Source organism: Variovorax sp. V15 (assembly GCF_041154425.1).
Taxonomy (GTDB): Bacteria; Pseudomonadota; Gammaproteobacteria; order Burkholderiales; family Burkholderiaceae_C; genus Variovorax; species Variovorax guangxiensis.
On the sequence record NZ_AP028660.1, the window covers coordinates 150,405 to 174,494 of the forward strand.

Here is a 24,090-nt window from a genome sequence, read left to right on the forward strand (position 1 = left end):
ACGCCGATCCGCGCCGGATAGGGCAGGGCATTTCAGTGTGGATCGCCTGTCTGTCCAGCCAACCAGCGGGGCGTCCGGCCCCGATGCGCCAGGCGGCAGAGGCTTTCTGCGGGTACGCGTTGTTCACTCCGCTGCCCGTGAGGATGGGCCAAAACGGTGGGTGTAGCGACGAGACGACGTTACCTGGATCCCCAATCTTGGGGATGTGCTCTTGCGGTCGTGGCGCTCAAATCCGCGAGCGCGCAAGCGTCGTTCGTTCATTTCGCTGCAATTCACTCGTCATCTCGCGGGGCTAGCTTGCCCGCTGCTCGGCCCACGAAGGCATTCGCCCGCCACCAAGGAGGACAGCCATGGGACAAGTTGTCAGTGCCGCCGCCTACGCCAACAACGAAGTGGCCTACGTGGCTTGGGATGTGGATGGAAAAATCGAGGGCTGCCTCGGCTTTGAGGTCACGCGCGTCTACCTGAATGCCGATGGCAGCGTCGCCCTGCGCGACGACGGCAGCGAAGATCGGGTGCGTTGCGCAAGCTGGGTTGGCTTCGCCGGTCAGCGCAACCCCCACTGGCTGCCGCAGCATACCGGGATCTGGCCGGTGCAGAAACTCTCGTGGAGAGATGTCACGCTGCGCAAGAGGCGCGATGCATTGGACCGCAGGCCTGCGGAGGTCTTCGTCCGGTACGAGATCCGACCCGTCGGTGACCTGGAAGCCGGCATGGAGCCCGCACCCGACCCCGCACCGACGATGGTGCGAGTGACGAAGCGGGACGAGCAGGGACACCCCGTCAGAGATGCCCAAGGCAAGCTTGTCAAAACGTCCGTCAAGGCCTACGACGGCAAGCCTCGCCCTCTCGGCTATCTGGGGCCGGCGGTGTCGACCGCGCAGGTCCGGGTGACGAGCCACCGCGGTGTTTTCCGTTCGACCTTCACCAATGGCATCCTGGCCGCCCAGTGGATGCGCAATGTGCTGATGGAGGACGGAGAGATCGTGCCGAACGAGTTGAGCGACAAGATCTCAAACCCGGACGATCCCCACCGGAAGTACCTCGCCGGCGATGTGTTGCCGCTGCTCCACGAACTGTTTGCCAGACCCGGCGAGTTTCATTTTGCGCTCTACGAACTGGACGACCAGGAACTGGTCGACCTCCTGCTGGTAAATGCGCAGCGCATTCATCTCATCCTGGCCAATACTGGCAAGGATCACGGAGAGTGGGACGGCCGGAACGCTGCGGCGCGGGAGCGCCTGATCGCTGCGGGCGTCGGCATTCAACACCGGATGTTCAACAACGACACGCACATCGGCCACAACAAGTTCGTTGTGCACGATCCCCTGGACGGCGGGACGCGCTCGGTTTTCACGGGCAGCACCAACTGGACATCCACCGGGGTGGCGGGGCAGACCAACAATGCGCTCTTGATCGAGGACGACGCGGTTGCGAACGTTTTCATGGAGTACTGGCGGCGAATGCATGCGGATGTGCTGACGAATCCAAAACCGTTTGGCGCTCCGATGCCGGACAACCAGCAAAGCCTTGAATTCCGACGCTCCAACGAAAGCCCGGAACGGGTCGCGCTGGCCGGTGGCGCGCAGATCGAACTCTGGTTCTCGCCCAACATGCAACGACGCACCAAGGGAACGAAGACGCCACCAGACCTGAAAGAGGTCTATCGACGCATGCGGTTGGCGCGCGAGGCGATCCTATTCCTGGCCTTCTACCCTGGTCAGCGTGGGAACGACTGCATCATCGGCGAGGCCATCGAGATTGGCCGCAAGGACGGGCAGTTGATCGTCACGGGCGCTGTCTCCAGTGCCCAGGCCATGCCCAACTACGTGCCGGGCAAGAAAAACGATCCCGATGACGAAGATGACGACGAACCCGGCGAGTCGCCACGGACCTTCTTCGAGGACAACGTCTCCATCGTGCGGGCCTCACGCATCGACGACCAAACGATGCTCGTGGACTTCGGCGTGGAGCAACTGACCGCCAAGGGCGGGATCGGAGCCATCATCCACGACAAGATCGTCGTGATCGATCCGCTGTCGCCGGACTGCACCGTCATCCTCGGCAGCCACAACCTGGGCTTCAAGGCCTCGTACTGCAATGACGAGAACATGGTGATCGTCAGCGGCGATCAGGCCTTGGCCGAGGCCTACGCCGTGCACATCCTCGATGTCTACGACCACTATCGTTTCCGGGCCGTGCAGGCCGAACAGAAGGAGCAGCACAAGAAGGGCTGGTCCGGTTTCCTGGACACGGACGACTCCTGGCTCGATGGCTACGCAGAAGGACGCCGAGGTGCGTTGATGCGTTACTTCGCGCGCGGCCGCACCGCCGGGGAGCCAGGCTGATGGGAAACCCGGTCCACGCGCATGGGGCCGATACGCAGGCAGATGCCCCACATCCCCCGTCAGACGATACGCTCGACGATCAGATCAAGAGAGTGCAGCTGGAGAAGCTGCAGGCGGAGCTGCGCAACCTGAAGGGCTGGAACTATGAGTTGACGGGAAAGGTCGTCATCAGCGTGCTGGCCGTATTGCTTGCGGTATGGAGCGTCTACATCGGTGTGCCCAAGGCGCAGTACGACGCACTCAAAGCCAACCAGGAAGTGGCGTCGAACCTGACGCGCCTGAACGAGCTGAAGGCCGAAACCGAGCGCCAATCGCGAGAGCTGAGTGAAAGCAACGACGCGCTCGAGCTCCGGCGCAGGCAGCTTGCGGAGGCCAATGACGCCTTGGCACAGACCCAGAATGCCCTGCAGGCCGTCAAGCCCTCCGTCACGGGCGAGGCGCTCGCCCAGTTCGATGCGGCTGCGAAGCCTGTGGTCTATGTGCAGTTTGCTGGTGAACTCTCAAGAGAACTCATTGACGCTTACCGTGGCGTGCTGCGCAGCGCCGGTTTCAACCCTCCGAGGGCCGAGCGGATCAACCGCGGCCAGAAGAACGAGGTCAGGTATTTCTCGAACACCCCGCAGGAGGCAGCGCGCGCCGCGTCGCTCGCTCAAGCCACCAAGGAATTCTTCGCTTCAAAAGGCTGCCCGTTGTCTCCGCCCATCATTCCTCGCTTTGTCGAGCTCCCGGAGGGGCGGCAATCGCCACAGGAAGTCTGGCTCATCGGCTCGTGCAAGTGATGTTGGGGGAGCGGCAGCGACGTTGCGGCATGTCGTCCGCGTGTTGATGCTGGTCGGCGGATGTCAACGCCAGGGCTTGGTGACACGCATACGGAGGAAGCACCTCCTTTGCCTCTCACAGACGCCGTGCTGTTCGGCCAAACAGTCGGCGTCGTTGCGCCGTGTCCATGCCACGTTGGCCTTGTCGCTCACGGTCCATGTGATTGACGGTATCCGCCCGTTACGCTACGTTGCGATCCATCCTTGCTCCGGCCGATCCAGGCGATCGCATCTTCAATGGCTGTCCTGATTCCTGCGTTGAGTACCTGCGTCGCCCGGATGACCTCGGGCGAGCGCCGATTGGCCGAGCGGCTGCAGCAGAAGCTCGACGAAGACTACCTGCTGTGGTACGACGTCCCGATCGGTCCCAGGCAGTGTCACCCGGACTTCGTCGTGCTGCACCCCAGCCGGGGTTTGCTGATCCTGGAGACCAAGGATTGGCGCCTGGACACCATCCAGCAGGCCAGCCGCGGCGACTGGCTGATCGCGCCGGATGGGGTGGCCAAGAGCGTTCCCAATCCGATCGAGCAGGCCCGGCACCAGGCGCTGCAGGTCGTCGATACCCTCAAGCGCGACGCCCAGCTGATCCAGCACGAGGGCAAGTGGAAAGGCATGCTCACCTTCCCGTGGAGCTACGGGGTTGTGCTCACGCGCATCACGCGCAAGCAGTTCGAGGCCGCGGGGCTCGGGAGCGCGATCGAGCCCAACCGGGTGGTCTGCTCCGACGAGATGCTGGAGGATGCCGAGCCGGAGGACTTCCAGAGCCGGCTCTGGGACATGTTCCCGGTGCTCATGCGCGGCACGCTGTCGCTGCCACAGATCGACAGGGTGCGCTGGAACCTGTTTCCCGAGGTGCGGGTGCCGGAGCAGGGCGCTCTTTTTGACGACGCGGACGACACGGCGACGATCCCCGACCTCCTGCGCGTGATGGACCTGCAGCAGGAGCAACTGGCGCGCAGCCTGGGCGACGGCCACCGCGTCATCCACGGTGTCGCGGGATCGGGAAAGACCATGATCCTGGGCTACCGCGCCGAGTACCTGGCCAAGGCCGCGGTGGATTCGCACAAGCCGGTGCTCGTGCTTTGCTACAACGAACCGCTGGCGGTGAAGCTGCAGGCCACCATGCAGGCCAAGGGACTGGCCGAGCGTGTCCAGGTCCGGCACTTCCACAAATGGTGCCGGGACCAGCTCGTGGCGTTCGGCCAGCCGCTGCCGCCCAACGACCTTCCGGTGGGCGCCAAGATGGAGCAGATGGTGCGCAACGTCATCGAGGGAGTGGACCGCAAGATGATCCCGTCGGGCCAGTACCTGGCGGTGCTGGTCGACGAAGGCCACGACTTCGCACCTGAGTGGCTCAAGCTGGTCACCCAGATGGTCGACCCAGCGACCAACAGCCTGCTGTTGCTGTACGACGATGCCCAGAGCATTTACGACAAGCGCAGCGGCAAGCCCTTCAGCTTCAAGAGCGTGGGCGTGCAGGCGCAGGGCCGTACGACGATCCTGAGGATCAACTACCGCAACACCCGCCAGATCCTGCAGACGGCGAGTGCGATGGCGACCGAGCTCTTGCAGCCCCAGGAGAAGGACGACGATGGCGTCCCGCTGGTCCAGCCGGTGAGCTGCGGCAGGGAAGGGCCGGAGCCGATCGTCATCGATCTGCCGAGTACCCGGGCGCAGGCCGACCGGATTGCGGAACTGATGGCCAGTGCGCACAACGAGGGGCATGCCTGGGGCGACATGGCGGTGCTGTGCCGGAGCTGGGCGCTGATGGACGAATGTGCCCGGGCGCTGGGGCGCCGCCGCCTGCCGCACAAGGTGCGCAAGGGCACGCATGATTTCGACCCGGGCGCGGACACCATCAAGGTGATGACCTTGCATGCCAGCAAGGGGCTGGAGTTTCCGGTGGTTGCAGTGATGGGGGCTCGCCAGGCCGCTGCGGGCCAGGAGGAGGGCGTGAAGGACGGCCACGACGCATTGGAAGAGATGCGGCTGTTCTACGTCGGTGCGACGCGCGCGACGGCGCGGCTCATGATTGCCAATGCCGTCGGACAGTGAGCAAGACCTATCTGTTGATCGATTTGCAGAACCGGCACCCGCCGCCGGAGGACGTCGCGTTGTGGATGGGCTCGAATGGCGAGGCCTGGATTTTCTATGGTGAGCACGAGATCGGACTGCTCGCGCCGTACATGGAACTGGGCGATCGGGTATCTCTTGTCGATATCTCCAGGCCGGGCAAGAACTCACTGGATTTCCATCTGGTTCTGTATCTGGGCTATCTGGTCGGGCGGCATGAGCCGGGGGCGCGCTTCGTGATCGTCGCCGCAGACGGGGACTACGATCCCGCGATCGTGCATGCGCGATCGAAGGGACGACAAGTCGAGCGTATGGAGGTCCTGGGACCAGCGTTGATAGACGTCAAGCCGACGTTGGTCCGACCGGCTCTGTTGCCGCAGCCAGCGGAAGTGGCGCATCCACCGGTCGGCAAAGCGATCGCTCCCTTGGCTCCAAAGAGCAGGAGATCCAAATCCGTCGACCAGGTTTTGTCGCTGATGCTCAGGGACTTTGGCGAAGCGGGAAAGCCAAGGTCATTGAGCGCGCTCGAAAGGCGAATTCAATCGCGCTTCGGGCCTGAACCGGTGCCTGAGAAAGTGGCCAGTGTGAAGGCTGCTCTGGTGATGAAGGGCGCGATCAAGATTGCAGATGAGACGGTCGAGTACAGGGACCGAGGCGATCAGATATGACTGGCGGCTTTAGACTGGCTGCTGACCTTGAGATCTCATAGCTGAGCGGCTGCCGCGCGCGAAACCTGCCACTCAGTGGGTCGCCCCACGCCCTGTAGACACTATTCAGAGCCATGCGTCATCCTCGCTATACGGCCATTGCAAACGTCGACGGTGAATTTCGACGGGTCTTGTTCAAACGTACTTGCGGCGCCGGTTCTCAAACGCCGGCTTGGTGCCTTCCAGGATATTCACCACCGATTGGTTCAGGTTCAGCTCTTCGATGGCGCCAGCCTCATAGGAAATTTTGTTTGAGCCGTCGCGCTCCATGCTGCAGACAATGACCTGCTCGGCGTCGCAGGCCACGGCGAGGTTGGCGTTGTGGGTGACCATTACAACTTGACGGTGTTGCTTGGCCCGGGTGATGACGCCGACCAGTAGGTTGTAGACGGTCTCGTTGTCCAGGTTTTCTTCAGGCTGGTCGAGGATGATGGGGATGCGGTCCAGGTCAACCAGCAGATAGAAGATGAGCAGCAACGCGCCTCGCTGACCGGGCGAGAGCCGCTCCAGTTCGACGCTTCCAAGCATCAAGCCATAACTCAGACTAGCGTATTCAAGCCCAAAGAGGAAGTCGTATAGCTGTGCTGCTGTCCTATCGGACTTGAGAATTGTTGCCGTGGCGACGGCACGGCGTTGACCGCCACGAACAGTGAAGGTCAATGCATCGTCTACGTCGGCAAGAAACGCCGTCAGGCCCGCATCGGTAGTGAGGTCATGCGCCGCAAGCAACTTGCTGGCGAGAGCCTTGGACTCCTCAAATCCTACGAACGACCCTGCGCTCTGCTTGATGAAGTCGAAGAGTCGCGCGACGAAGGCATCGAACGACAAGCGCACCGAGAACTGGACGCCCAGTGCTTCACGAATCTGCGGCTCGTCGTCTACCAGCGCCTGCACGGGGGCGAAGAGGCTCTTGAGCACGTCACCGCGCTTGCGCAATGTCCCCAGTATGGCCAGCGAAAGCTGAACTCGCTGTTTGCGCAGCTGAAGCAGCTCGGCGCGCAGAGCCGGGATGTTCTTCAGCCTATACCATTTGCCACGGAAGGACTCTTCTTTGTCAGCAGCACCAGTCGCTGCCGCCCACTCCTCCTCCCAGACCCGCAGAGCAAACAGTGCCTCCTGGTGCGCTTTCATCGGACCGTCGAGCTTGGACTGCTCTGCGGCTAACTCCGCCTTGAATTTGGCCAGCTGTGTCGGGTGCGTCCCTTCAACACCCGGTTGAAGCAATGCTTCCTGTTCGGACAGCTTGGATTTTGACGCTGTCTGCAGTTCATTCAAGGACACCGTATTGACGGTAAGCTGAATAACGTCTTCCAGCTTCAGGCCGAGTACAGTGAGGCGCTTCGACAGGTCTGCTTTGCTGTCCTCGAGTACCTTCTGAAGAGCGGCGATACGCTGAAGCACATCGTCTATGGCGCGAATGCGCGTTCGCTGCAGGTCGGCTTCAGTCTGGGCCGCCGTCTGCTGTGTCTCGACTGCCGCGATGCGAGCATTCAAGTCCGCAATGACAGCCGCCGCGACTTTAGCGGGCTCGTCATCGGCCTGCGGCGCCGGCGGAACCGCGGGCCTCTTGTCGCGCAAGGCGTGGAGACCGACAAGCGAAAGACGAACCGATTCCCGCGCACGGTCCTGCGCAGGCTGGTCCACCTGCTCGATGAGCTGGATGATGCGAGCGTTTGTCGCTTTCAGGTCGGCTCGAATGGCCAATGCCTCTCGCTCGATGACGTCAGTGCGAAGCGCTATCAGTTCATCCAACGAGTCAGCCCCATCTCGTTCACTGACGGGGATGTGGGAAAAGATGACGGCGCGGAGCTCACCCTGCAGCAAGCTGTCGTCGCCTTTGACGTGGTCGTTGCACAGCTCTTCGAAGTACCGCTGCGGCAGATACTTGACTCGCGGTACAGAACTGCTGGATCGACTGTCAGACAGAGCGCGCCACTCTGGATCCTTCGAGTCCTTAATCCATTCGAGTTGTGCCTCGAACGAGCTGGCCTTATTGTCCTTCGCCAACCGAAATCGCTGGTCGGAGAGGAAAGAGAAGTACCTTTCGTTCGGTGTGTCACCGAGTACACCTATAACGTCAGCAAGGGCGCTTTTGCCGCTGCCCTTTCTGCCGATTAGTGCTACAAGGTCTTGATTCAGGGGAAGCGTGGTGTTATCGAACCACGCGCCGGGCTCGGGGGCGCCAGCGCGCTTGCGCACCTGGACGTTCTTGATGAAGAGCTGGGGGTTCTTCTGGACGAAGTCGACTTTGGGCGGCAACGCTCCGACGTGCGACCGGTTTGCCGGTTCCCGGCAAGCCTGCAGAAGCCCCGCGAACGTCGGAAGCGCCTTAATCCACGTGGGGTTGCCTCCATGAAACTTTCCGTAGTCCGCGACGCGATGCGCATCACTGCCGCGAACGGCAAGCTTTGGGTGCTTGATAGCCGCTTGGAAATCGTTGAAGAAGCTGTCGTTGTCCGCAGTCTTGACCCCATTGAAGGCGCTCCGGGTTGCTTGGTTGGCGACCTCGAAGACTGCCTCCATCGCGAGCACCTCGCGCGGGAAAGAGTAGTGTTCCCGGAAGCGGATTTTGTTCACTCCGTCACTGGTGTCGAATGGCACGAACAGGATGGCGTCACGCTCGCCAAAAGTACGCAAAGCTTCCCCAACCGATTCGGCGGTCACCTCTGCGCACTTTGAGCCAGCCTGAAGCGCCGCCGCTTCATCGCTGTTGAGGGTTGCGCGAGAAATCCCAAGCGTAGACAAGCGCTCGTCACTCAAGTTCTGGCGCGCCCATTCCACAAGGTAGCTGTCGGTCAACGGCTTCCCGCCCATGCTTAGCTTCAACTGGGTCTTGAAGGCGTTCAGCTTGTCGTCCGGCAACTCGGGGTTGAGCAGCACATGCATGTTGAGCCGGAAGCTCCCTGGGGAAACCATCCTCAACTCAATGCCCGGGAATATGGTCGCCTTGCACTTCGTCGCTCCCGGTCGGCCGAGGTATTCACGCAGGGCGAGGACGCCGTCGAAGGTCCAGTAGTCCATGACCGCAACGGCGGCGCAGCCACTGTCATTGATGCCGGCAACGACTTGCTTCAGCAAATCGTCTCGGTCGGCAGCTGTGGCGGCATCGCGCAAGCGTTTGCCGCTCCATTGGTACGAGGCAGGCGTGTGGATGTGCAGATCCCACTTGCCCCAGGTTGCGCCCTGGTTCATGTCGTCTTCTTCCCCGGAAGTGATTTAACCAGCCAGGTGGACGAGCATTCTCTTCGTCTTCCAGGCATCCCCGCGCCTTTCGAGCTGCGATGTTTAAAGTGTATCGGCTGCAAGAAGGGATTAGCCCCGTTTGCTGCATCGGCTGCCAGCTTAGCCATCATGCGAACTACAGAGGCATCAGCGACCGCCACCTGGCCCAGACCGATCGCTCGCCCTATGCGTCGCATCGGCGGCAGCCGTTGCGTAGCCGCCCTTCAAGTATGCTCGCTCCAGACTGGCCAGAGTCATTCGCGGCAGTCGATCTGGGCGACCGCTGCGTTCGTCAACCGACACCCGATGGGAGGTGGCTCGTATGATCGCTTCGGGACCGGGTACTTGATTGGGCACAACGACCGATCCAACTTGGGATGACCGGTTCGGCCTAGTTTCAGCTGACACTTCAGACCCGGAACCGCCGGCGAAATCAGATCGTCGGCTACTGCAATTGATGATGCCAGTGATCCTATCGATGTGAGCAGCCTAAAACTTATGCCTTGTCCCGACTAGCGCGCTACCGGACGATACCGGTTCCCGGCGTTCGAAGCTTTGTCAGCCAACCTTTGACACCCTCTCGCTCGACGGCCTGGATGTCGTAGCCACGCGCCGAGATCGTCGTCTTCGCGCCAGGGCTTAGCTCCGACGTAGTGACGATGACGCCGTACTCCGCCCGCGCGAACTGAACGTCGGCGTGAAGGCCCTTGACGACGACCTTCTCGATCTTGTCTTTCTGCCTCTTGCACTGAACGATGCACAGCGGGCTATCGCTGGGACTTGCATCCGGTTTCCACACACGGACATCGACACCGTCATCTCCGCTGCCAGGACCAAGATCGACCTTGTATCCGTCGCGCTCGTAAAACTCGGCAGTCAGTTTCTCAAATTGCCGCCAGTGCATATCTCCAATGCGATCCTGGTTGTTCGACAGATAGTCGATGTACCGCTGGTCAATGAACCGCGCCTTCTCAGGTTGTTGGTCTGTGCCCTTGAACAGCCCCTTCAGGTCAAGAGGGTTGATCCATTCGTTGCCGATGCCCTGATGCGGATTCATCCGAATCCCGCGATTGATGATCTCGTACATCTCAATTGCGATCTTGATGCCCGCTACGCCGAAAATCTTCTTGACTTGAGGCAAGATCACCTTGGGGTCAGTCGGTTTTGGATCGCCGTTTTGAATTCCGACCCTCATGAGGTGATTCATCGTCGAACTGACCTGCATGTACAAGTCGAGTTCCGCAGCATTAGCTTTGAAGCGATGAAATAGCCTCGCCTGCTCGATGCTGGGCCCTTGATACAGCTCTCTCGTGTACCCGATTCGGTGCAGCAGGTTGTAGTAAAGGTCTTCGTACTCTTCTGACCTGAGCCGAACGCCCGATGTCTCGCCATTGCGGATGGCATCTGGGAACGAAGTACCGGTCAGATGGTCACAGATCTCTTCAATCGACATTGCGAGGCCGACCTTATAGCCGGCGATCTCGGTCAGGTTGTCTGGCAGAACCTTTGGTCCAAAGACAATGCTGCCCATCTGCGCCCCCAGTTTTTGTGGTGACCGAGAGGATACAGCCACACCGCCGCAGACTTCGGGAATGGGCTACCTACTTGACGGGGGAGCTTACGAAGGGGCACACCTGCCGGTGCGCTTGCTTCAGAATTAGCGGAGCCGGGCAGAAAAAAGTCCTGGTTCGGCATCCTTGTTTGCAAACTTGGGCTTTCTGCCTCTTTGCAAGCGTTGAAATCGACGACGGCTTTCCGCAGTCAATCGGTCACTTGTTGCTTCGTCGCGAAGCGCAGCAAAGCGCCGCGACGTCTCGCGCGCTGGCGTGCTCGTCGAGGGTGGCGGTCGCGATGACGGCGCCCTCGGAAGTGATCTGGATCTTCGTCGTTCCCAACCAGCGGTACAGCCTATTCGCGGGTCAGGCATTAACACCAGTCAACGCCGGCACAAGCACCACCGCCGCTATGGCTGCCATGATGGGCCCGAAGCTCAAAAAGTCTTGCCAAGCGATCTGCGCCCCGGGTCACCGTCAGGGCCAGGCCCTCGACATCATCGAGATTGAGGAAGGTCTGCGCTGCGCTGACCGCGACAGCGGTCAAGATGATGGCATCGGCCAAAGCGACCGCAGAGTCAAGCTGGAATCGAAATTGCACGATGCTTTCAGGGCGCTGGGCCGCTGGATGGGGACTACAGGGCCAGTGCCAACGTGGCGTTCCTCGATCTGCCAAAGATCCCAATCCCGTGTATTTCGCTCAAAATGAGGGGATCGAAAATGAGGAACGTGTCATGAGCTCCGGTGATAGTCCAAAGGTCTTCGTCTCATACGCTTGGTCAAGTCCTGATCATGAGCAGTGGGTTTTGAATCTTTGCCAGCGCCTTGTGGAGGCCAGCGTCGACATCATTCTCGACAAATGGGACTTAAGGGAGGGGCAAAACTCCTACCAGTTCATGGAGCGAATTGTTAATGACTCCGAAATCAGGAAAGTCATCATCATTTCGGATCGAACCTATGCTGAAAAGTCCAATGACCGCCGCGGCGGAGCGGGGACTGAAGCCCAAATCATCTCCCCCAAGCTTTATTCTGGAAAAGACGAAGGTCGCTTTGCGCTTGTCGTCAGAGAGCGCTCCGAAAGTGGCGAGCCGTTCGTGCCGACTTACTACCATGGGCGAATATTCATCGACATGAGCACTGATGAACTAGCTGATAGCAACCTGGAGCAATTGCTGCGCTGGATTTTCGACAAGCCCCTTCATCAGCGCCCACCTTTGGGGGCAAGGCCGTCATTCTTGACCGATGAACCTGAAATCGGTCTTGGTACCGAGTTCACCGCGAGTCAGTTTCGTCGCGCGGCCAGGGGCGGCAGCGCGAACTCTGCAAACTTGTTCCGAGAGTACTTGGAGTGCTTTTGTCGCAACCTTGATCGCTTTGCCATCTTGGATCCTCGTGCGACAAACAGTCTGGTCGTGAAGCAATTTGAAGCCCTCAGGCAAGCGAAGGATGAGTTCGTGAGGGTTGTCTTAGACGCCGTCGATCACGAGTCCGTTTCACGACAGAAGCTGTCAATGCATCTTGTCCGTTTCTTTGACGATCTTTTGGCACGGTGCTACCCGGCGAAGAGAGACCGAGAGTCGACCGATCACTTCAGGCTGCTAGCTCACGAGCTTTTCGTGTCCGTCGTAGGCATAGCTATCTGGCGCGAAGAATTCGAATTAGCGAAGAGTCTTCTGGCCGCGCCCTACTTCGGCGCGATCAAGAACGGGTATCGCGGTGGCCAACGCGATTCTTACGCCGTGTTTTGGCAGGGCGATGATCGCCTCAAAGAGCTCAGAACGCCTGAAGGTTCCGAATATCTCACCCCCTTCGGGCAGACGCTCCAGGAGCGAACTTCATCAGGAGTGTTGCCTCGAGACCAGTTTCTGCAGGCGGATCTGCTGATCCATCTTCGTGCTGAACTCGCAAACGGCGATGACCGCTGGTACCCACTGACATGGATCTATGTGAGTCACCACCGAGCGCTCGAAGTCTTCGTCCGTGCTCAGTCAGAGCAATTTTTCGGACAGTTGAAGGAGGTTCTCGGCATCGAATCGCTGGACCCGATTCGGGAGCTCGTAACAAGCAACGGTCCAATGGGATACCGACGGATTCGGCTCGGCTCCAACGTGCTGAGCTATGCTGCCTTGATGCTTCCAGATGCAATAGCTACCCGTCGCTGAACTGGAGGTTCGGCTGGATCGAGCGCCGCGATCGACCGCTTTGGGCACTCGGCCTTCCCCGCGCACAAGGAAGAATCTGGCCGGATCGTGCCGGCTCATGCCTTCCAGCACACCAATCGCTTCGCGCTGCATTATTCCGAGAAGCCGGCAAAGACTGTCCGCGGTCGTTAGGACGCTAGCTCCAAACTCCTGATGTCAGTCTGCTCGAATCTTCTTTTTTCACGAGACCGCTGCGCTCCCTGGACTCCGCGCGCCTCTGTGCTCTGAATGCCTGAGGAGCGACCAGCGTGACCTCGTAGCTAAGGACGGCTAAGCGCTCCGTCTCGGTGAAGCCGGTTACAGGGCGATTGGCCGCCCGGATTGCGCCCATCCTTGTCGAATGCCCCGATGTGCGGATCAATCTTCGGCTTAGGTTCCTAAGGCGTCGCAAGTTTCCGGTCGTTTGAATGGAGGTTTGTAGAGCGGCGGAGCTCGTCACGTGGAATCTCGCGGCGGGTACGCTGTCTGCCCATCCAGTGCTCTTCCTTCAGACATGGATAATCTGTCAAAGATCTGACGGCGCGGACCGGCGACGGAAAGGAACGACATGAAGCTCATCAAGGCACGGGTTCAAAACTACCGCTCGGTGGAAGACTCTGGGGAGTTCGACATTGGAGAGCTCACGTGCCTCGTCGGCAAGAACGAGGCGGGCAAGACGGCACTGCTCAGCGCGCTGCGAGGCCTACGCCCCAGCGACGATTTTGAGTTCGACAAGACGGAGGACTACCCGCGCCGCTTCCTCAACCGATTCGACGAGCGCCACGATGACGGCACCTCGGAGGTGATCCGCACTTGGTGGAGGCTCGACGCGGTTGACATCGCGAAGATCGAGGCCCGCTTCGGGTCGGGAGTGGTCCTCGGCGACGAATTCGAGGTCCACTTCGGCTTCGGTTACGAGAAGGACAAGCGAATCTGGACCCTGCGGATCGACCAAGCCAAGTGCCTAGACCACCTCACGAGCGCTCACGCGCTCGACGCTACGGACCGCAACATCCTGCACGGTGTGACCAATGGCCGCGGCGCGGACAAGGCGTTGTCGGGCTTGGCCAATCGCACGCCGAAGCAGGAAGCCTTGCTGCAGGACATCAAGAAGTGCCGCGAATCGGACTTCACGCTCTGCGCGATCGACATCCTCTCGCCGAGAATGCCCAGCTTCTTCTACACCTCGCACTTCGAGCGCATGTCGGGCGAGGTATCGGTGGAACAGCTGCAGCGCGACGTCTCGCAGAAGAAGGTCGACACCGGCGACAAAATCTTCTTGGACTTCTTGGCCTACGCGGGGACCGACATCGACGAGCTCGTCTCCGTAGACAAGCGCACAGCGTTGAAAGCGCGGCTCGAAGCGGCCGGTAACGAGATCACCGAGGAGATCTTCCAGTTTTGGTCGCAGAACAACGCGCTCGAAGTCACCATCGACTTCGACGCGGGCAAGCCCGGCGACTCGCCGCCGTTCAACACCGGTACGGTCGCCTCGATTCAGATCCGAAACACCAATCACAAGGCTAAGATCGCCCTCTCGGAACGCAGTGCCGGCTTCGTCTGGTTCTTCTCGTTTCTGGCGCAGTTCAAGCAGCTGAAAAAGACCCAAGGAAGCGCAGTGCTCTTGCTCGATGAGCCGGGCCTAACGCTGCACGGCAAAGCGCAGGCCGACCTCCTCAAATACATCGAGGAGCGCCTGCTGCCGGACCACCAGGTGATCTTCACCACCCACTCTCCTTTCATGGTGCCCACGAGCCGTTTGGCGGACGTGCGCATCGTCGAGGACGTCATCGAACGAGGCGGGCCGCGGCCCGTGGTGAAGGGCACTAAGGTGCGCTCCGACGTGCTGCAAGTCGACGACGACACGCTCTTCCCGCTGCAAGGCGCTCTGGGTTATGAGATCACGCAGTCGCTCTTCATCGGCGAGAACACTTGGCTCGTGGAGGGTCCCAGTGACATCGTCTATCTCAACGCGCTCTCCGAGGGCTTGAAGCGGTGGGGCCGAGCCGGTATGGACAAGCGCTGGGTCGTCTGCCCCTCCGGCGGCATCGACAAGATCGCGCCGTTCGTGCGCCTCTTCGGCGGCAACAAGATGAACTTGGCCGTCCTCTCCGACATCGGCAAGGGGGATGCGAACAAGATCGAGAAGCTCAAACGCGAGGAGATCCTCAAGGCAGGGCATTTCTTCACCGCCGCCGACTTCGCTGGTCAGTCCGAGGCCGACGTCGAGGATTTGCTCGATCCGGCTCTTTACATCGAGATCCTCAATGCCGCATACAAAGTGCCGTCGTCGCACACCGTGACGATCGAGAAGCTGCGCGAGGCGGACAAGACGACGCCGCGCATCGTTAAGCAGGCCGAGGCGTTGTTCAAGCTGATGCCGCCGGAAGTACCCGAGTTCGGGCACTGGCGTGCGGCCGAATGGCTGCTCAAGCACCCCGAGCTTTTCCACTGCGACGCTGAGTCCGTCAAGGCGACGCTCGACAAGGCCGAGAAGGTCTTCATCGCATTCAATGCGCTGCTTCCCTGATCGTCGTCTCAGAAACCGGCGGATCAGCTTCGGAGAACCGTGCTCAATAACGGGCGGACATCATGGACGTCAAAGCCAAATCGCCAAACGAGTGTTCGCCGCAAGAGCTCGTCCAGTTCGAAGCGCTCGTCTTAGAGGGCGGTGAGGTCGACCCCATAGGGTTGGCTGGGCGCATCAGGTGCGCTGTCGCTCTCGCGTTTCTGTTGGACGAGGGCGCAATCCTGGGTGTCGCGGGATTGAAGGAGCCGAGCGTGGGCTACCGCGCGAAGGTGATGAAAGGGGCGCTGACCAGCATCCCCGCTGATCGGTATCCGTTCGAGCTTGGCTGGGTTTACGTGTGTCCGGGCATACGCGGCGGGAAGTCCAAAATGCTGTGCGAGGCGCTCGTTCTGCACGCCCCTGGTCGTGGAATGTTCGCAACTTCTAGGGTAAATAACCCGTGGATGCACGCCACGCTCGAAGGAAAAGGATTCAAGCGGACTGGAGCAGAGTGGCCGTCGGGACAGAACTCGGCCAAGCTCGCCCTGTTCCTTTTCGAACCTACCGAGAAGACCCTGCAGAGTTCGAGCTGAGATCGCACAGCCTAGAAGACGCTGCCTGGGACGAGGCCTACTATCAGATGCCTCAGGGTTGATCGCGAAGTCCGGGATGGTTTCCGCAGGTCCCCGTCCAGGATGTGCTCGACGCAGGAGAATGGTCGCTTGTCCTTGTACGACCAGTTAGTGCTTCTTTACGCACGTACGCCTGTGGGAGTTGAAGGTCCGCAAACGCTGCGTCTCGGGCATCCAAGGTCGCTCGCCCTAGCGTCTCACCTGTGCGCTCTTGAATTCTCAGAGTCGCGCCTTGGCCGCTAAGTCGGCAACAGAGACACCAATGCCCGCGGCGATCTGCACAATCGTCATCACGCCGGGATTTTGCAATCCCCGTTCGATGCTGCTCATATAGGAGCGGTCGATGTGGCTGCGATGCGCAAGTTCTTCTTGCGAGATTCCATGAGCCTTACGCAGTGCCTTGATGGCGGTGCCGAGCGCCAACAGCGCTGGGTCGAGCGCGTGTTTTGGCGAGGCGATTGGCATGGACAAAATGCTCCCGCCTTGTGTACGATCACACCACGGACGATCTTCCACATTTCGTCGCCCCCGCGCAGTTCTGTTGTTATGGGGACGGCCTTGTTGTCATATGCCGCGCAGACACACAGCTTCGCCTTTGCCGTCGGCTCGCCCACTGCGCTTACCGGCCGCAGTCACACGTGCACGGTCGCGGCGGCCGACTCCGGTGGCGCGCAATCCGTCTGTGTCTCGCGTCGGGGCTCAAGTGAGGGCGCTGCGCATGGCGGCCGGCCTATCCGCCGGGCGGCTGGCGTTGGCATCGGGAATCTCGGCCTCGATGCTCTCGCGCATCGAGCGGGGCTTGGTTTCGCCCTCGGTCGAGACTTTGGAGCGGGTTGCGCAAGGCTTGCACGTGCCGGTGTCTCGCTTCTTCGGTGATCAGTCCCGGCGCACGGACTTTTGTCATGTGCGGGCAGGGCAGGGGCTTGTGGTCGATCGCATCGGGGCGGTGGCGGACTACCGGTATGAGCTGCTGGGGCACTCGCTGTCGGGCAACCTGTTCGTGGAGCCCTACCTGGTCACGCTGCTGCCGGAAGCAGGTCCGTACGTAACCTTCCAGCATCCCGGGCTCAAGTTCCTGTACTTTTTATCAGGGTCGGTCACCTACCGCTACGGCGCGAAGGCGGTGGAAGTGGGGGCAGGGGACACGCTGATGTTCGATGCGACGATGCTGCACGGCATCGAGGTGATCCATTCGGGGCCGGTGTCGTATCTCTCGGTGGTGTCCACGCTGCGCGAGTGACGCAAAGTTGGCTCCGCCTCTACATTGATTCTCATCAATGTGGTGTGATCATGCTTCGGGTCGTTGGTCTCGAGTTCGGACGAACAGGTTTCATCGCTGCTTGAAAGTCATGAGCGCGTGGCTCGGCGTCAAGCTGGTCGCACGGGGCTTGAGATCCCAACGGGTTGAATGACTGTCCGACGATCTAGGAGAGAAAAAGTGCGCCTGCTGATTGCTTTGATCTTGCCCTGGCTGACATTCTTCACCATCGGCAGGCCGATTGCCGGTGTGATCTGCCTCATTCTCCAGCTCACGATCATTGGCTGGTTGCCGGCGACGATCTGGGCTGTGTATGGACTGGGGCAGTACAAGACCGACAAGAAGATCGAAAAGGCGCTCCGTCAAAGGGCCTGACCAAGGCGGCGGGCGCCGGAAGGCTGCGCGCGCCCGTTCCATGCTGGCCGCGCACATCGCTTGAGGATCGGTCAGCAGCACGGCTGGCCTGGAGGAAGGTCGGCGTTCCCTGGTGCCGTTGCGCGTGGTCCGGTCGATGGCTCGCTATTGCAGCGGCAGCGCGATGCATCCCTTTCTTCCCTGATGTTCGGCATGCCGAACATCGGGTAGCTGCGCGCGGGAATCCGTGTCTGCTTGTTCTGCCTGATCGTGGAAGTTGAGGTGTTCTGAAGCCTCACCTGGTTGCCGGCTTGGCTCGGAGTTCCTTCCGGTAGCGCTTCATGAGGGAGTGCATGAGCTCTGCCGGATCTGTTTCGAGTCCGTTGCACAGGAGAACGAGGCTGGTCAGCGAAGGACTGGAGGTGCCGGTCTCGAGCTTCGCGATGAACGTGCGATTGAGTCCCGACGCAAATCCCAGCTCCTCCTGATTGAAGCCACGCACTGCCCGCCGAGCTTTCAGCTCGGCCGCAAAGGCTTTCAGCAGTGCGGGATCCTGCGTCGATCGCATGCGATGACTCTCATCGCGCGGTCTTCTTTATGCACCCGCTTGTATGGTACAAAATGAGGCGCGGCTCCCTCCGTATCGAATTTGGATCGCAGGGGGCGTCGGAGAACTCGGCCAGAACTCTCCCATTCAGGCCTTCCTTGCGGGCACGAAATCCAAATGACGCGTCGCCACATCGCCTCGCCCCTGCCTACGGCACGTCCGCTGGGTCTGCCGGCCTCGGTGACGCGCGTCCGGCCGCGGCGACCGGCACCTGTCGCTCGCAGTTCGTCCGCGTCGCGCATCGGCGCTCAGGTGAGGGCGCTGCGCATGGCGGCCGGACTGTCGGCCGGGCAACTCGCGTTGGCGTCGGGAATCTCCGCCTCGATGCTCTCGCGCATCGAGCGCGGCTTGGTTTCGCCCTCGGTGGAGACTCTGGAGCGGCTCGCGGAAGGTTTGCACGTGCCGGTGTCTCGCTTCTTCGGGGATCAGGCCCGGCGCACGGACTTCTGCCATGTGAGGGCAGGGCAGGGGCTTGTTGTTGATCGGGTGGGGGCAGTGGCGGACTATCGCTACGAGCTGCTGGGACATTCGCTGTCGGGCAACCTGTTCGTGGAGCCCTATCTGGTCACGTTGCTGCCCGAGGCCGAGTCGTATGTGACCTTCCAGCACCCGGGGCTCAAGTTCCTGTACTTTTTGTCAGGGGTGGTCACCTACCGCTATGGCGCAAAGGCGGTGGAGGTGGGGGCAGGGGACACGCTGCTGTTCGATGCGACGGCGCTGCACGGCATCGAGTTGATCCATTCAGGGCCGGTGTCGTACCTCTCGGTGGTTTTCACGCTGAGGGAATAGGGCGGTGTGCCGACCGCTGGGCCGTCAGCGCTGCGCGCCTTCCTGTTTCGCGAGGTCGGCGATGAACCAGTCCCTGGCGAACTGGTTGACGTCCTCCATCTGCCTGCTCAGGACCCCCAGCATGCCTCCGGTCCAGGTCTCGTAGGCGGGCGTGCCGTCGAGCTTGCGCACGTTCTGCGGGAACGTGCGGATCGTGTACACCGGATTCTGTTCGCTGAATTCCTGGCCGAGTTGCGCGTAGTACGCGCCGTCGAGGGAGAACTTCGCCGTGCCTCTGTGCGCAAGGAGGACCTTGTCGAAGCGCCTGGCCTTGTGGGACTGCGCGCTCTGGAAAAGTGCCCTTAGCACATCCACCGTCGCCGCGTCGGCGTCGACCCTGCGCAGGTCGATGACCAGCACGGACGGCATGACGCCGTACCGGTGGTATGCCCAGAGCGAGACCTTCTGGTTGCGCGCGTCCTGCGCGAGACGCTCGCTGACGGGCCGGTGCGCTGCGACGTAGTTCCAGCCCGCCAGGGCGAGGGCGCAGGCGGCCACCGCCGCGATCAGGATGCGTTTTTTCATGGTGGCTTCTCCTCGCTGAGTGCGAGGCATTGTGCCGCGCGCGGCCGCGACCCGGACGGGCCTGCTCAGTGCCAGTCGCGCCGTGCCACGAGGAACGAAGGCAGCACGAAGAAAACGGCCAGCACGCACAGCAATGCCGCGAGGCAGGCGAACGGCAGCGATCGGCTGATGCCGTACAGCGCGGTGCTGACGACCGGCGTCACCACCAGCGCCACACCCTGCATCGTGGCGATCAGGCCCGCGACGGCACCTTGCCGCTCGGATGGCACGGCCAATGATGCGCCGGCCGTCCGAGGAACCTGGCGTGCAGCATCTGCGTGCCGAACAGGGCCAGCCCGTCGTCGTGAGCGCCATGGCCAGCCTCGGGCCGACCTGCGCCGTCTCGAGGCCAAGCCGGTCCTGGAAGTGGGAGCCCGCGATGATCTGGATGGTGACGATGGCGATTCACGACATCGGGCTTGCCACCCTCCACGGCCACAGCCCTGGCGCGACCGGATTCACGGGCGGGGCTTCCTGCCCATGGGCCGGCTGGCGTCCGGCGGCACCGCCGCCCAAACCACGAGGAAGGCCAGCAGGCACAGCGCCCCGTCCACCATGAGCGGCCATTCCACACCGTTGGCCGCACCGATCAGCGCCATGCCGCTCGCGCAGTTTCTGGTGCCGGCGACGGTAGGCAGTCGCCGGCATGCGCTGCCGCGCTGCTGGGCTTTTAATTCTGAAGTTGCATAGGGCCGGCGCTACAGGACCTTGACGAAGCCACTGCCCGGTGCTTTCACCATTCGCTCGAAATTCCTGCTGTAGTTGTATTTCGCGTCGACCAGAAGAGCGGGCGGGAACAAATCTTCAATCGTCATCTCTCTGCCCAATACTTCCTTGGTGACAAACTTGCAGTAGTCGTTCACGCCGAATGCCTTGTGAAAACCTCCTGGATTCGATGCTTGATATGTGGCGAGCGCCACCTTCTTTTTCTCTCTTCCGACTTCGACAAAAGCTTCGTAGCGGGCGGGTCTGGGAAGCTTCTCTCCACGAAGCTCCGTGAGCAGCATGAGGCCTTTGGAAACTTTCTTGTGATCACCGCCCATATGAAAATCAACCGAAGATGCCTGGAAGCATGCGGTGACGAAAGCGCAGCAGGTGGTTCCGCGATTCTCACTAAAACCCGCTCGCTGGCGGGCAGCCCACTTGAAAGCTCGATATAGTGCATCGAATCCAAATGGCGGATTGATGTCTGTTCGCAGGGAATTCTGAACCCCGTAATAGCGGCTTATGTCGATGCCTGACTCGGACAATCCATAAGAATACGGGGTCAGTTTGCCCCGGGCGCCGTCTTTCTTGATGCTGTAGGTTGTCAGAGGCCCTTGTTTTGTCTGCTTTTGCGTCGCGGTCCTGAGGTGGGCCCAAAGCCTGGCAAAGGGCAATCCGTTTGACAGCTCGACGGAATGAGGCGCCGGGCGATAGACGGTGAACCAATTTCCGCTGGCTTCACTCTTGTCGATGTCGATGATTTCTCGATAGACGGCCGTATCCCTGGAAGCAGCATGAATGACCTCAATTTCTTGAGATGCATCGCCCGGCAATATGCTGTCCAGACTGATGAAGTTCTTGGGGTCAGTTACCAACATCGTGTGGTGGAACGCCCCTTGCCGAAAGATGATGTCGCCTCGCTGAATCACGAAAGTCCCTCCCGTGCTTTGAAGTGCTGGCGGCGCAAACTTTAGCGGCGACGCGACAGATTCGTCAAACGGTCGTCACCCGCAAAAATATTGCGCCTCCCATGGTCCATAAGAGGTATTGCGGGATTGATGTTCCAGCCTCGAGAACTGCAAGTGCAGTGCGACTGGAACTGTTTGGATTTCACCAAGGATCGGCTGTCGGTACTTGAACTGCTGGCTGGCAATCGAATGGTGAGCGGGGCACGGCATGCCTTCTTTGAAGCACCTGGCTCGGTGTCGGCCGGTGGGGCCGTGGTGGCTGCCGGTCGTTTGGGCGTTCGCCGAGATCGCGCGCTGTTCGCTTTGGCGCGGGTGCGGCGCGCTGGAAGCGTCGCGTCGGAGGTTCGACTCAGGTTCCGCTGATCACTGCATCCAGTGCGGCTACCGTTCCAGCCAATGGTCGGACAGAGGGGGCGCGGCATCGCCGCCATGTGGGTACGCGGTGCCAACGGCATCACGAGGCGGGTCGGGAGCTTGTCCAGGATCTCGCTCTGGATCTCCACCATCCAGGGGATCTCGCCGCGCTGGGCCTTGGAGGGGTTGGCGTAAACGTCGAACTGGGCCATCCTGCAATCACCAAGGACGGTAGACCTCGCCGAAAACACCCACGCGTTCGACCAGTCCGTTCTGGGCGGCAATCCACTCGGCATAGGTCTCGTTGAATTCGCGCTTGCGCTGGCCGGGCGTCTTCGTCCGTTCGAGCGCCTCGAGTTCGGCGTAACGGGCAGCCGAGACCATCACAACCGCGACGCGGTCGTTCTTCATGACCTGCACGGGCTCGCGCTCGGCCTGACCGAGGCAGTCGCCGAAGCGGTTCTTGGCATCGGTGGCGTTGGCCTGCATGATGGGACTCGGGTGAGAGTGATCAGCCATTTTGGCCATTCTTCAGCAAGAATGCCTTGGCATTCCCGTTGGCTCGTTGCGTGCAACGCGCCCATGGCGTGCGCTGGTTGCGAGGCCACCCTCCAGACCAAACATCAAAGACTGATCGCCGCGATCCCGGCCAGCACGATCACTCCCCGGCCATGCGGCGCGCGAGATGGTCCTCGCGGAAGAGCCAGCACGCGAGGAAAGCGCCGACGACGATGGACGACTCGCGCGGCGGCGCGATCAGAGCCACCGGCGCGCCCAGCATGGCGGTGAGAACGAGGATGTAGGCAAGCGCGGATGGTCTGCCTCGCTCCTGGTGGATGTCGTTTTTTCATATGAGCGGGGCGAGCAGCTCGAAGGCAGCGCTGGGAATACCGCACGAATTCGAAGGCCCGCGTTCGAAGAAGTGACCTGACCGATGGTCCAGGCAAGCCTTCAGAAGGCGCTCTTGACGATGCTGCAGTCGACGCGAAGGGCCACCCCCATGGTCGCCGAAGCGAGTGGACTTGCCACGTGGACCACGAGGGAGGCCACTTCCTGTGGCGATGCGAAGCGCTTGGTCAGCGAGGTCGGGCGGATGTGGTCAAAGAACTCCGCCTCGACCTGCTCGAAGCTCTTGTCGCTCGAGCGCGCCATGCCTTCCACGAAGTCACCGACGCCGCGCGATTTCGTCGGGCCCGGAAGTACGCTGTTCACCGTGATGTTCGTACCAGCGAGCGATTCCGCCGGGCCGCGGGACACAGCGAGCTGCGCGGTCTTCGCCATGCCGTGGTGGATCATCTCGGTGAGCATTTGTCTGCACCGTGCTTTCGCTCGAGACATCGTATCGGTCGGTTCATGGGCTGCGTTCAGAAGGCGTGGTTCACGCCGAGCTGCAGGCCCGACGAGCGGCGGCCCGCCACACCGGCGGGCGACGAGTCGGCTACCACGTAGGCAGCATTACCGCGGTTGCTGATGCGTGAGTAGGCGCTGTACAGCGTGGTGCGCTTGCTCAGGTTATGTGCGTAGCCGATGGCGAACTGGCGGGCGGTGCCGCCGGTGCCGGGGCCCGGGCCGGAGCGTTCGGAGCGTGCGAACGATACCCGGATCTGCCCCGCGCCCACGGGAACCGACGCACCGATCAGCGCGTTCGTCTGCCGCTCGCGTCCCAGCCGATGGCGCAGGTGGTTGGCATAGGCCTTGACCGCGCCGAAGTCATAGCTGCCGCCGACGGTCACGGTACGGTAGTCGTCGACGCCCACAGCGGTCTGCCCGTAGGCGGCCGCTACGTTGAGCGGGCCCGACTCGTAGCCCAGCCGGCCGCCGCGGTAGCCGGCGCCCTGGGCGCCTTCGGCCGCCGCGAACATGAACTGCCCGTACAGGCCGCCGAGGCCGCGCGGCAGGATGTAGCCAGCCGAGTTGCTGGCGCGGGCCTGCGTGCGTGCACGGCCCAGGCCGAGCGGCCAGCCTTCGACGATGTTGCTGCTGCCGCCCACGCCGACCGTGCCGAAGGGCGAAAAGCTCGACACGTTCCAGAACGTGGGCGTGTAGTCACGGCCCAGCCGCAGCTCGCCGAGGTCCTTGGTCATCAGGCTCACGGTGGAGCGCCGGCCGAAGCCGCCTTGCGTCACGCCGGTGTCGGGCAGCACGGCGGTCTCGAGCCAGAAGCCGGCCGCGAGTCCGCCGCCCAGGTCTTCCACGCCGCGAAAGCCAAGGCGGCTGGGCAGCAGGTAGCCGCCCTGGTCCATGGCCTTGGTCGAGGCGTGGCCGGCTTTCGAGTAGGTGAAGTTCAGGTCGATGCTGCCGAACACCGTCACGGACGATTGGCCCTGGGCGGCGCCGAACGCGCCCATGGCCGCAAGGGCAAGCAGAAGTTTGAGTTGTTGTCTCATGTCTTTCTTTCGAAGCGCAGCGG

The 24,090-nt window shown here is 61.4% G+C and carries 22 protein-coding genes and 2 pseudogenes; 11 read left to right on the plus strand and 13 right to left on the minus strand.

The genetic code is table 11. The features are described from left to right. The first annotated feature begins 350 nt into the window (after nt 1–350). The 4 genes from ACAM57_RS33030 (at nt 351) to ACAM57_RS33045 (ending at nt 5,907) form a co-directional block, all read left to right on the plus strand. The gene (locus ACAM57_RS33030; protein WP_369662815.1) at nt 351–2,348 is read left to right on the plus strand and encodes a phospholipase D-like domain-containing protein; all 1,998 of its coding nucleotides are present in this window, start codon (nt 351–353) and stop codon (nt 2,346–2,348) included. Next, nucleotides 2,348–3,127, plus strand: a complete 780-nt coding sequence (locus tag ACAM57_RS33035; protein ID WP_369662816.1) for a hypothetical protein — start codon at nt 2,348–2,350, stop codon at nt 3,125–3,127. The genes ACAM57_RS33030 and ACAM57_RS33035 overlap by 1 nt, the downstream gene beginning before the upstream one ends. A 276-nt stretch (nt 3,128–3,403) precedes the next feature. Then, the gene (locus ACAM57_RS33040) at nt 3,404–5,221 is read left to right on the plus strand and encodes a 3'-5' exonuclease (RefSeq protein ID WP_369662817.1); all 1,818 of its coding nucleotides are present in this window, start codon (nt 3,404–3,406) and stop codon (nt 5,219–5,221) included. Then, nucleotides 5,218–5,907, plus strand: coding sequence for a PIN domain-containing protein (locus tag ACAM57_RS33045; RefSeq protein WP_369662818.1), 690 nt, complete (start codon nt 5,218–5,220; stop codon nt 5,905–5,907). Before ACAM57_RS33040 ends, ACAM57_RS33045 begins: the two co-directional genes overlap by 4 nt. Nucleotides 5,908–6,081: 174 nt before the next feature. Here the strand turns inward: ACAM57_RS33045 and ACAM57_RS33050 are convergent, their stop codons facing one another. Together ACAM57_RS33050 and ACAM57_RS33055 are read right to left on the minus strand one after the other, a co-directional pair. Then, nucleotides 6,082–9,138 carry a TrlF family AAA-like ATPase gene (locus ACAM57_RS33050; RefSeq protein ID WP_369662819.1) on the minus strand — a complete coding sequence of 1,019 codons (3,057 nt, stop codon included), beginning with the start codon at nt 9,136–9,138 and terminating at the stop codon, nt 6,082–6,084. A gap of 550 nt (nt 9,139–9,688) precedes the next feature. Then, nucleotides 9,689–10,699: a restriction endonuclease gene (locus ACAM57_RS33055; protein ID WP_369662820.1), complete on the minus strand. Its 1,011-nt coding sequence runs from the start codon at nt 10,697–10,699 to the stop codon at nt 9,689–9,691. Between the two features lie 170 nt (nt 10,700–10,869). Here ACAM57_RS33055 and ACAM57_RS33060 point away from each other — a divergent pair, with 170 nt between their 5' ends. The 4 genes from ACAM57_RS33060 to ACAM57_RS33075 all read left to right on the plus strand — a co-directional run bounded on the left by ACAM57_RS33060 (nt 10,870) and on the right by ACAM57_RS33075 (nt 16,003). Continuing rightward, nucleotides 10,870–11,430, plus strand: a complete 561-nt coding sequence (locus tag ACAM57_RS33060; protein ID WP_369662821.1) for a hypothetical protein — start codon at nt 10,870–10,872, stop codon at nt 11,428–11,430. A 25-nt stretch (nt 11,431–11,455) separates the two neighbouring features. Further along, nucleotides 11,456–12,883: an SEFIR domain-containing protein gene (locus tag ACAM57_RS33065; RefSeq protein ID WP_369662822.1), complete on the plus strand. Its 1,428-nt coding sequence runs from the start codon at nt 11,456–11,458 to the stop codon at nt 12,881–12,883. A gap of 586 nt (nt 12,884–13,469) precedes the next feature. Then, a complete protein-coding gene (locus tag ACAM57_RS33070) occupies nt 13,470–15,431 on the plus strand; it encodes an ATP-dependent endonuclease (RefSeq protein ID WP_369662823.1) in 1,962 nt (653 codons plus the stop codon). 62 nt (nt 15,432–15,493) lie between these two features. Continuing rightward, a complete protein-coding gene (locus ACAM57_RS33075; protein ID WP_369662824.1) occupies nt 15,494–16,003 on the plus strand; it encodes a hypothetical protein in 510 nt (169 codons plus the stop codon). 258 nt (nt 16,004–16,261) lie between these two features. Here ACAM57_RS33075 and ACAM57_RS33080 read toward each other — a convergent pair whose 3' ends face one another. After that, nucleotides 16,262–16,507, minus strand: coding sequence for a helix-turn-helix domain-containing protein (locus ACAM57_RS33080; protein WP_369662825.1), 246 nt, complete (start codon nt 16,505–16,507; stop codon nt 16,262–16,264). 286 nt (nt 16,508–16,793) lie between these two features. Here ACAM57_RS33080 and ACAM57_RS33085 point away from each other — a divergent pair, with 286 nt between their 5' ends. Together ACAM57_RS33085 and ACAM57_RS33090 are read left to right on the plus strand one after the other, a co-directional pair. Next, a complete protein-coding gene (locus tag ACAM57_RS33085; protein ID WP_369662902.1) occupies nt 16,794–17,282 on the plus strand; it encodes a helix-turn-helix domain-containing protein in 489 nt (162 codons plus the stop codon). A gap of 198 nt (nt 17,283–17,480) precedes the next feature. After that, nucleotides 17,481–17,675, plus strand: a complete 195-nt coding sequence (locus ACAM57_RS33090) for a YqaE/Pmp3 family membrane protein (protein WP_369662826.1) — start codon at nt 17,481–17,483, stop codon at nt 17,673–17,675. Between the two features lie 274 nt (nt 17,676–17,949). Here ACAM57_RS33090 and ACAM57_RS33095 read toward each other — a convergent pair whose 3' ends face one another. Then, the gene (locus tag ACAM57_RS33095) at nt 17,950–18,222 is read right to left on the minus strand and encodes a helix-turn-helix domain-containing protein (RefSeq protein WP_369662827.1); all 273 of its coding nucleotides are present in this window, start codon (nt 18,220–18,222) and stop codon (nt 17,950–17,952) included. A gap of 306 nt (nt 18,223–18,528) precedes the next feature. On the opposite strand from ACAM57_RS33095, the gene ACAM57_RS33100 reads away from it, so the two are divergent. Further along, the gene (locus ACAM57_RS33100; protein WP_369662903.1) at nt 18,529–19,050 is read left to right on the plus strand and encodes a helix-turn-helix domain-containing protein; all 522 of its coding nucleotides are present in this window, start codon (nt 18,529–18,531) and stop codon (nt 19,048–19,050) included. A 24-nt stretch (nt 19,051–19,074) separates the two neighbouring features. Here the strand turns inward: ACAM57_RS33100 and ACAM57_RS33105 are convergent, their stop codons facing one another. From ACAM57_RS33105 to ACAM57_RS33145, 9 genes and pseudogenes are all read right to left on the minus strand, one after another. Next, on the minus strand, nt 19,075–19,614 hold the full coding sequence (locus ACAM57_RS33105; RefSeq protein ID WP_369662828.1) for a hypothetical protein: 540 nt from the start codon (nt 19,612–19,614) through the stop codon (nt 19,075–19,077). A gap of 65 nt (nt 19,615–19,679) precedes the next feature. Beyond that, nucleotides 19,680–19,889 carry a hypothetical protein gene (locus ACAM57_RS33110; RefSeq protein WP_369662829.1) on the minus strand — a complete coding sequence of 70 codons (210 nt, stop codon included), beginning with the start codon at nt 19,887–19,889 and terminating at the stop codon, nt 19,680–19,682. 222 nt (nt 19,890–20,111) lie between these two features. Continuing rightward, the gene (locus ACAM57_RS33115) at nt 20,112–20,252 is read right to left on the minus strand and encodes a hypothetical protein (RefSeq protein WP_369662830.1); all 141 of its coding nucleotides are present in this window, start codon (nt 20,250–20,252) and stop codon (nt 20,112–20,114) included. Nucleotides 20,253–20,351: 99 nt separating this feature from the next. After that, nucleotides 20,352–21,287: a hypothetical protein gene (locus ACAM57_RS33120; RefSeq protein ID WP_369662831.1), complete on the minus strand. Its 936-nt coding sequence runs from the start codon at nt 21,285–21,287 to the stop codon at nt 20,352–20,354. A gap of 41 nt (nt 21,288–21,328) precedes the next feature. Then, nucleotides 21,329–21,976, minus strand: a complete 648-nt coding sequence (locus ACAM57_RS33125; protein WP_369662832.1) for a CcdB family protein — start codon at nt 21,974–21,976, stop codon at nt 21,329–21,331. Further along, on the minus strand, nt 21,900–22,199 hold the full coding sequence (locus tag ACAM57_RS33130; protein ID WP_369662833.1) for a prevent-host-death protein: 300 nt from the start codon (nt 22,197–22,199) through the stop codon (nt 21,900–21,902). The genes ACAM57_RS33125 and ACAM57_RS33130 overlap by 77 nt, the downstream gene beginning before the upstream one ends. Before the next feature lie 104 nt (nt 22,200–22,303). Next, nucleotides 22,304–22,488 (minus strand): annotated as a pseudogene (locus ACAM57_RS33135) (transporter); the annotation flags it as partial. Nucleotides 22,489–22,631: 143 nt separating this feature from the next. Continuing rightward, nucleotides 22,632–22,991, minus strand: a pseudogene (locus tag ACAM57_RS33140) (SDR family oxidoreductase); the annotation flags it as partial. A 53-nt stretch (nt 22,992–23,044) separates the two neighbouring features. Next, entirely contained in the window at nt 23,045–24,067 is a 1,023-nt protein-coding gene (locus ACAM57_RS33145) for a porin (protein ID WP_369662834.1), read from the minus strand. Nucleotides 24,068–24,090: the final 23 nt, after the last annotated feature.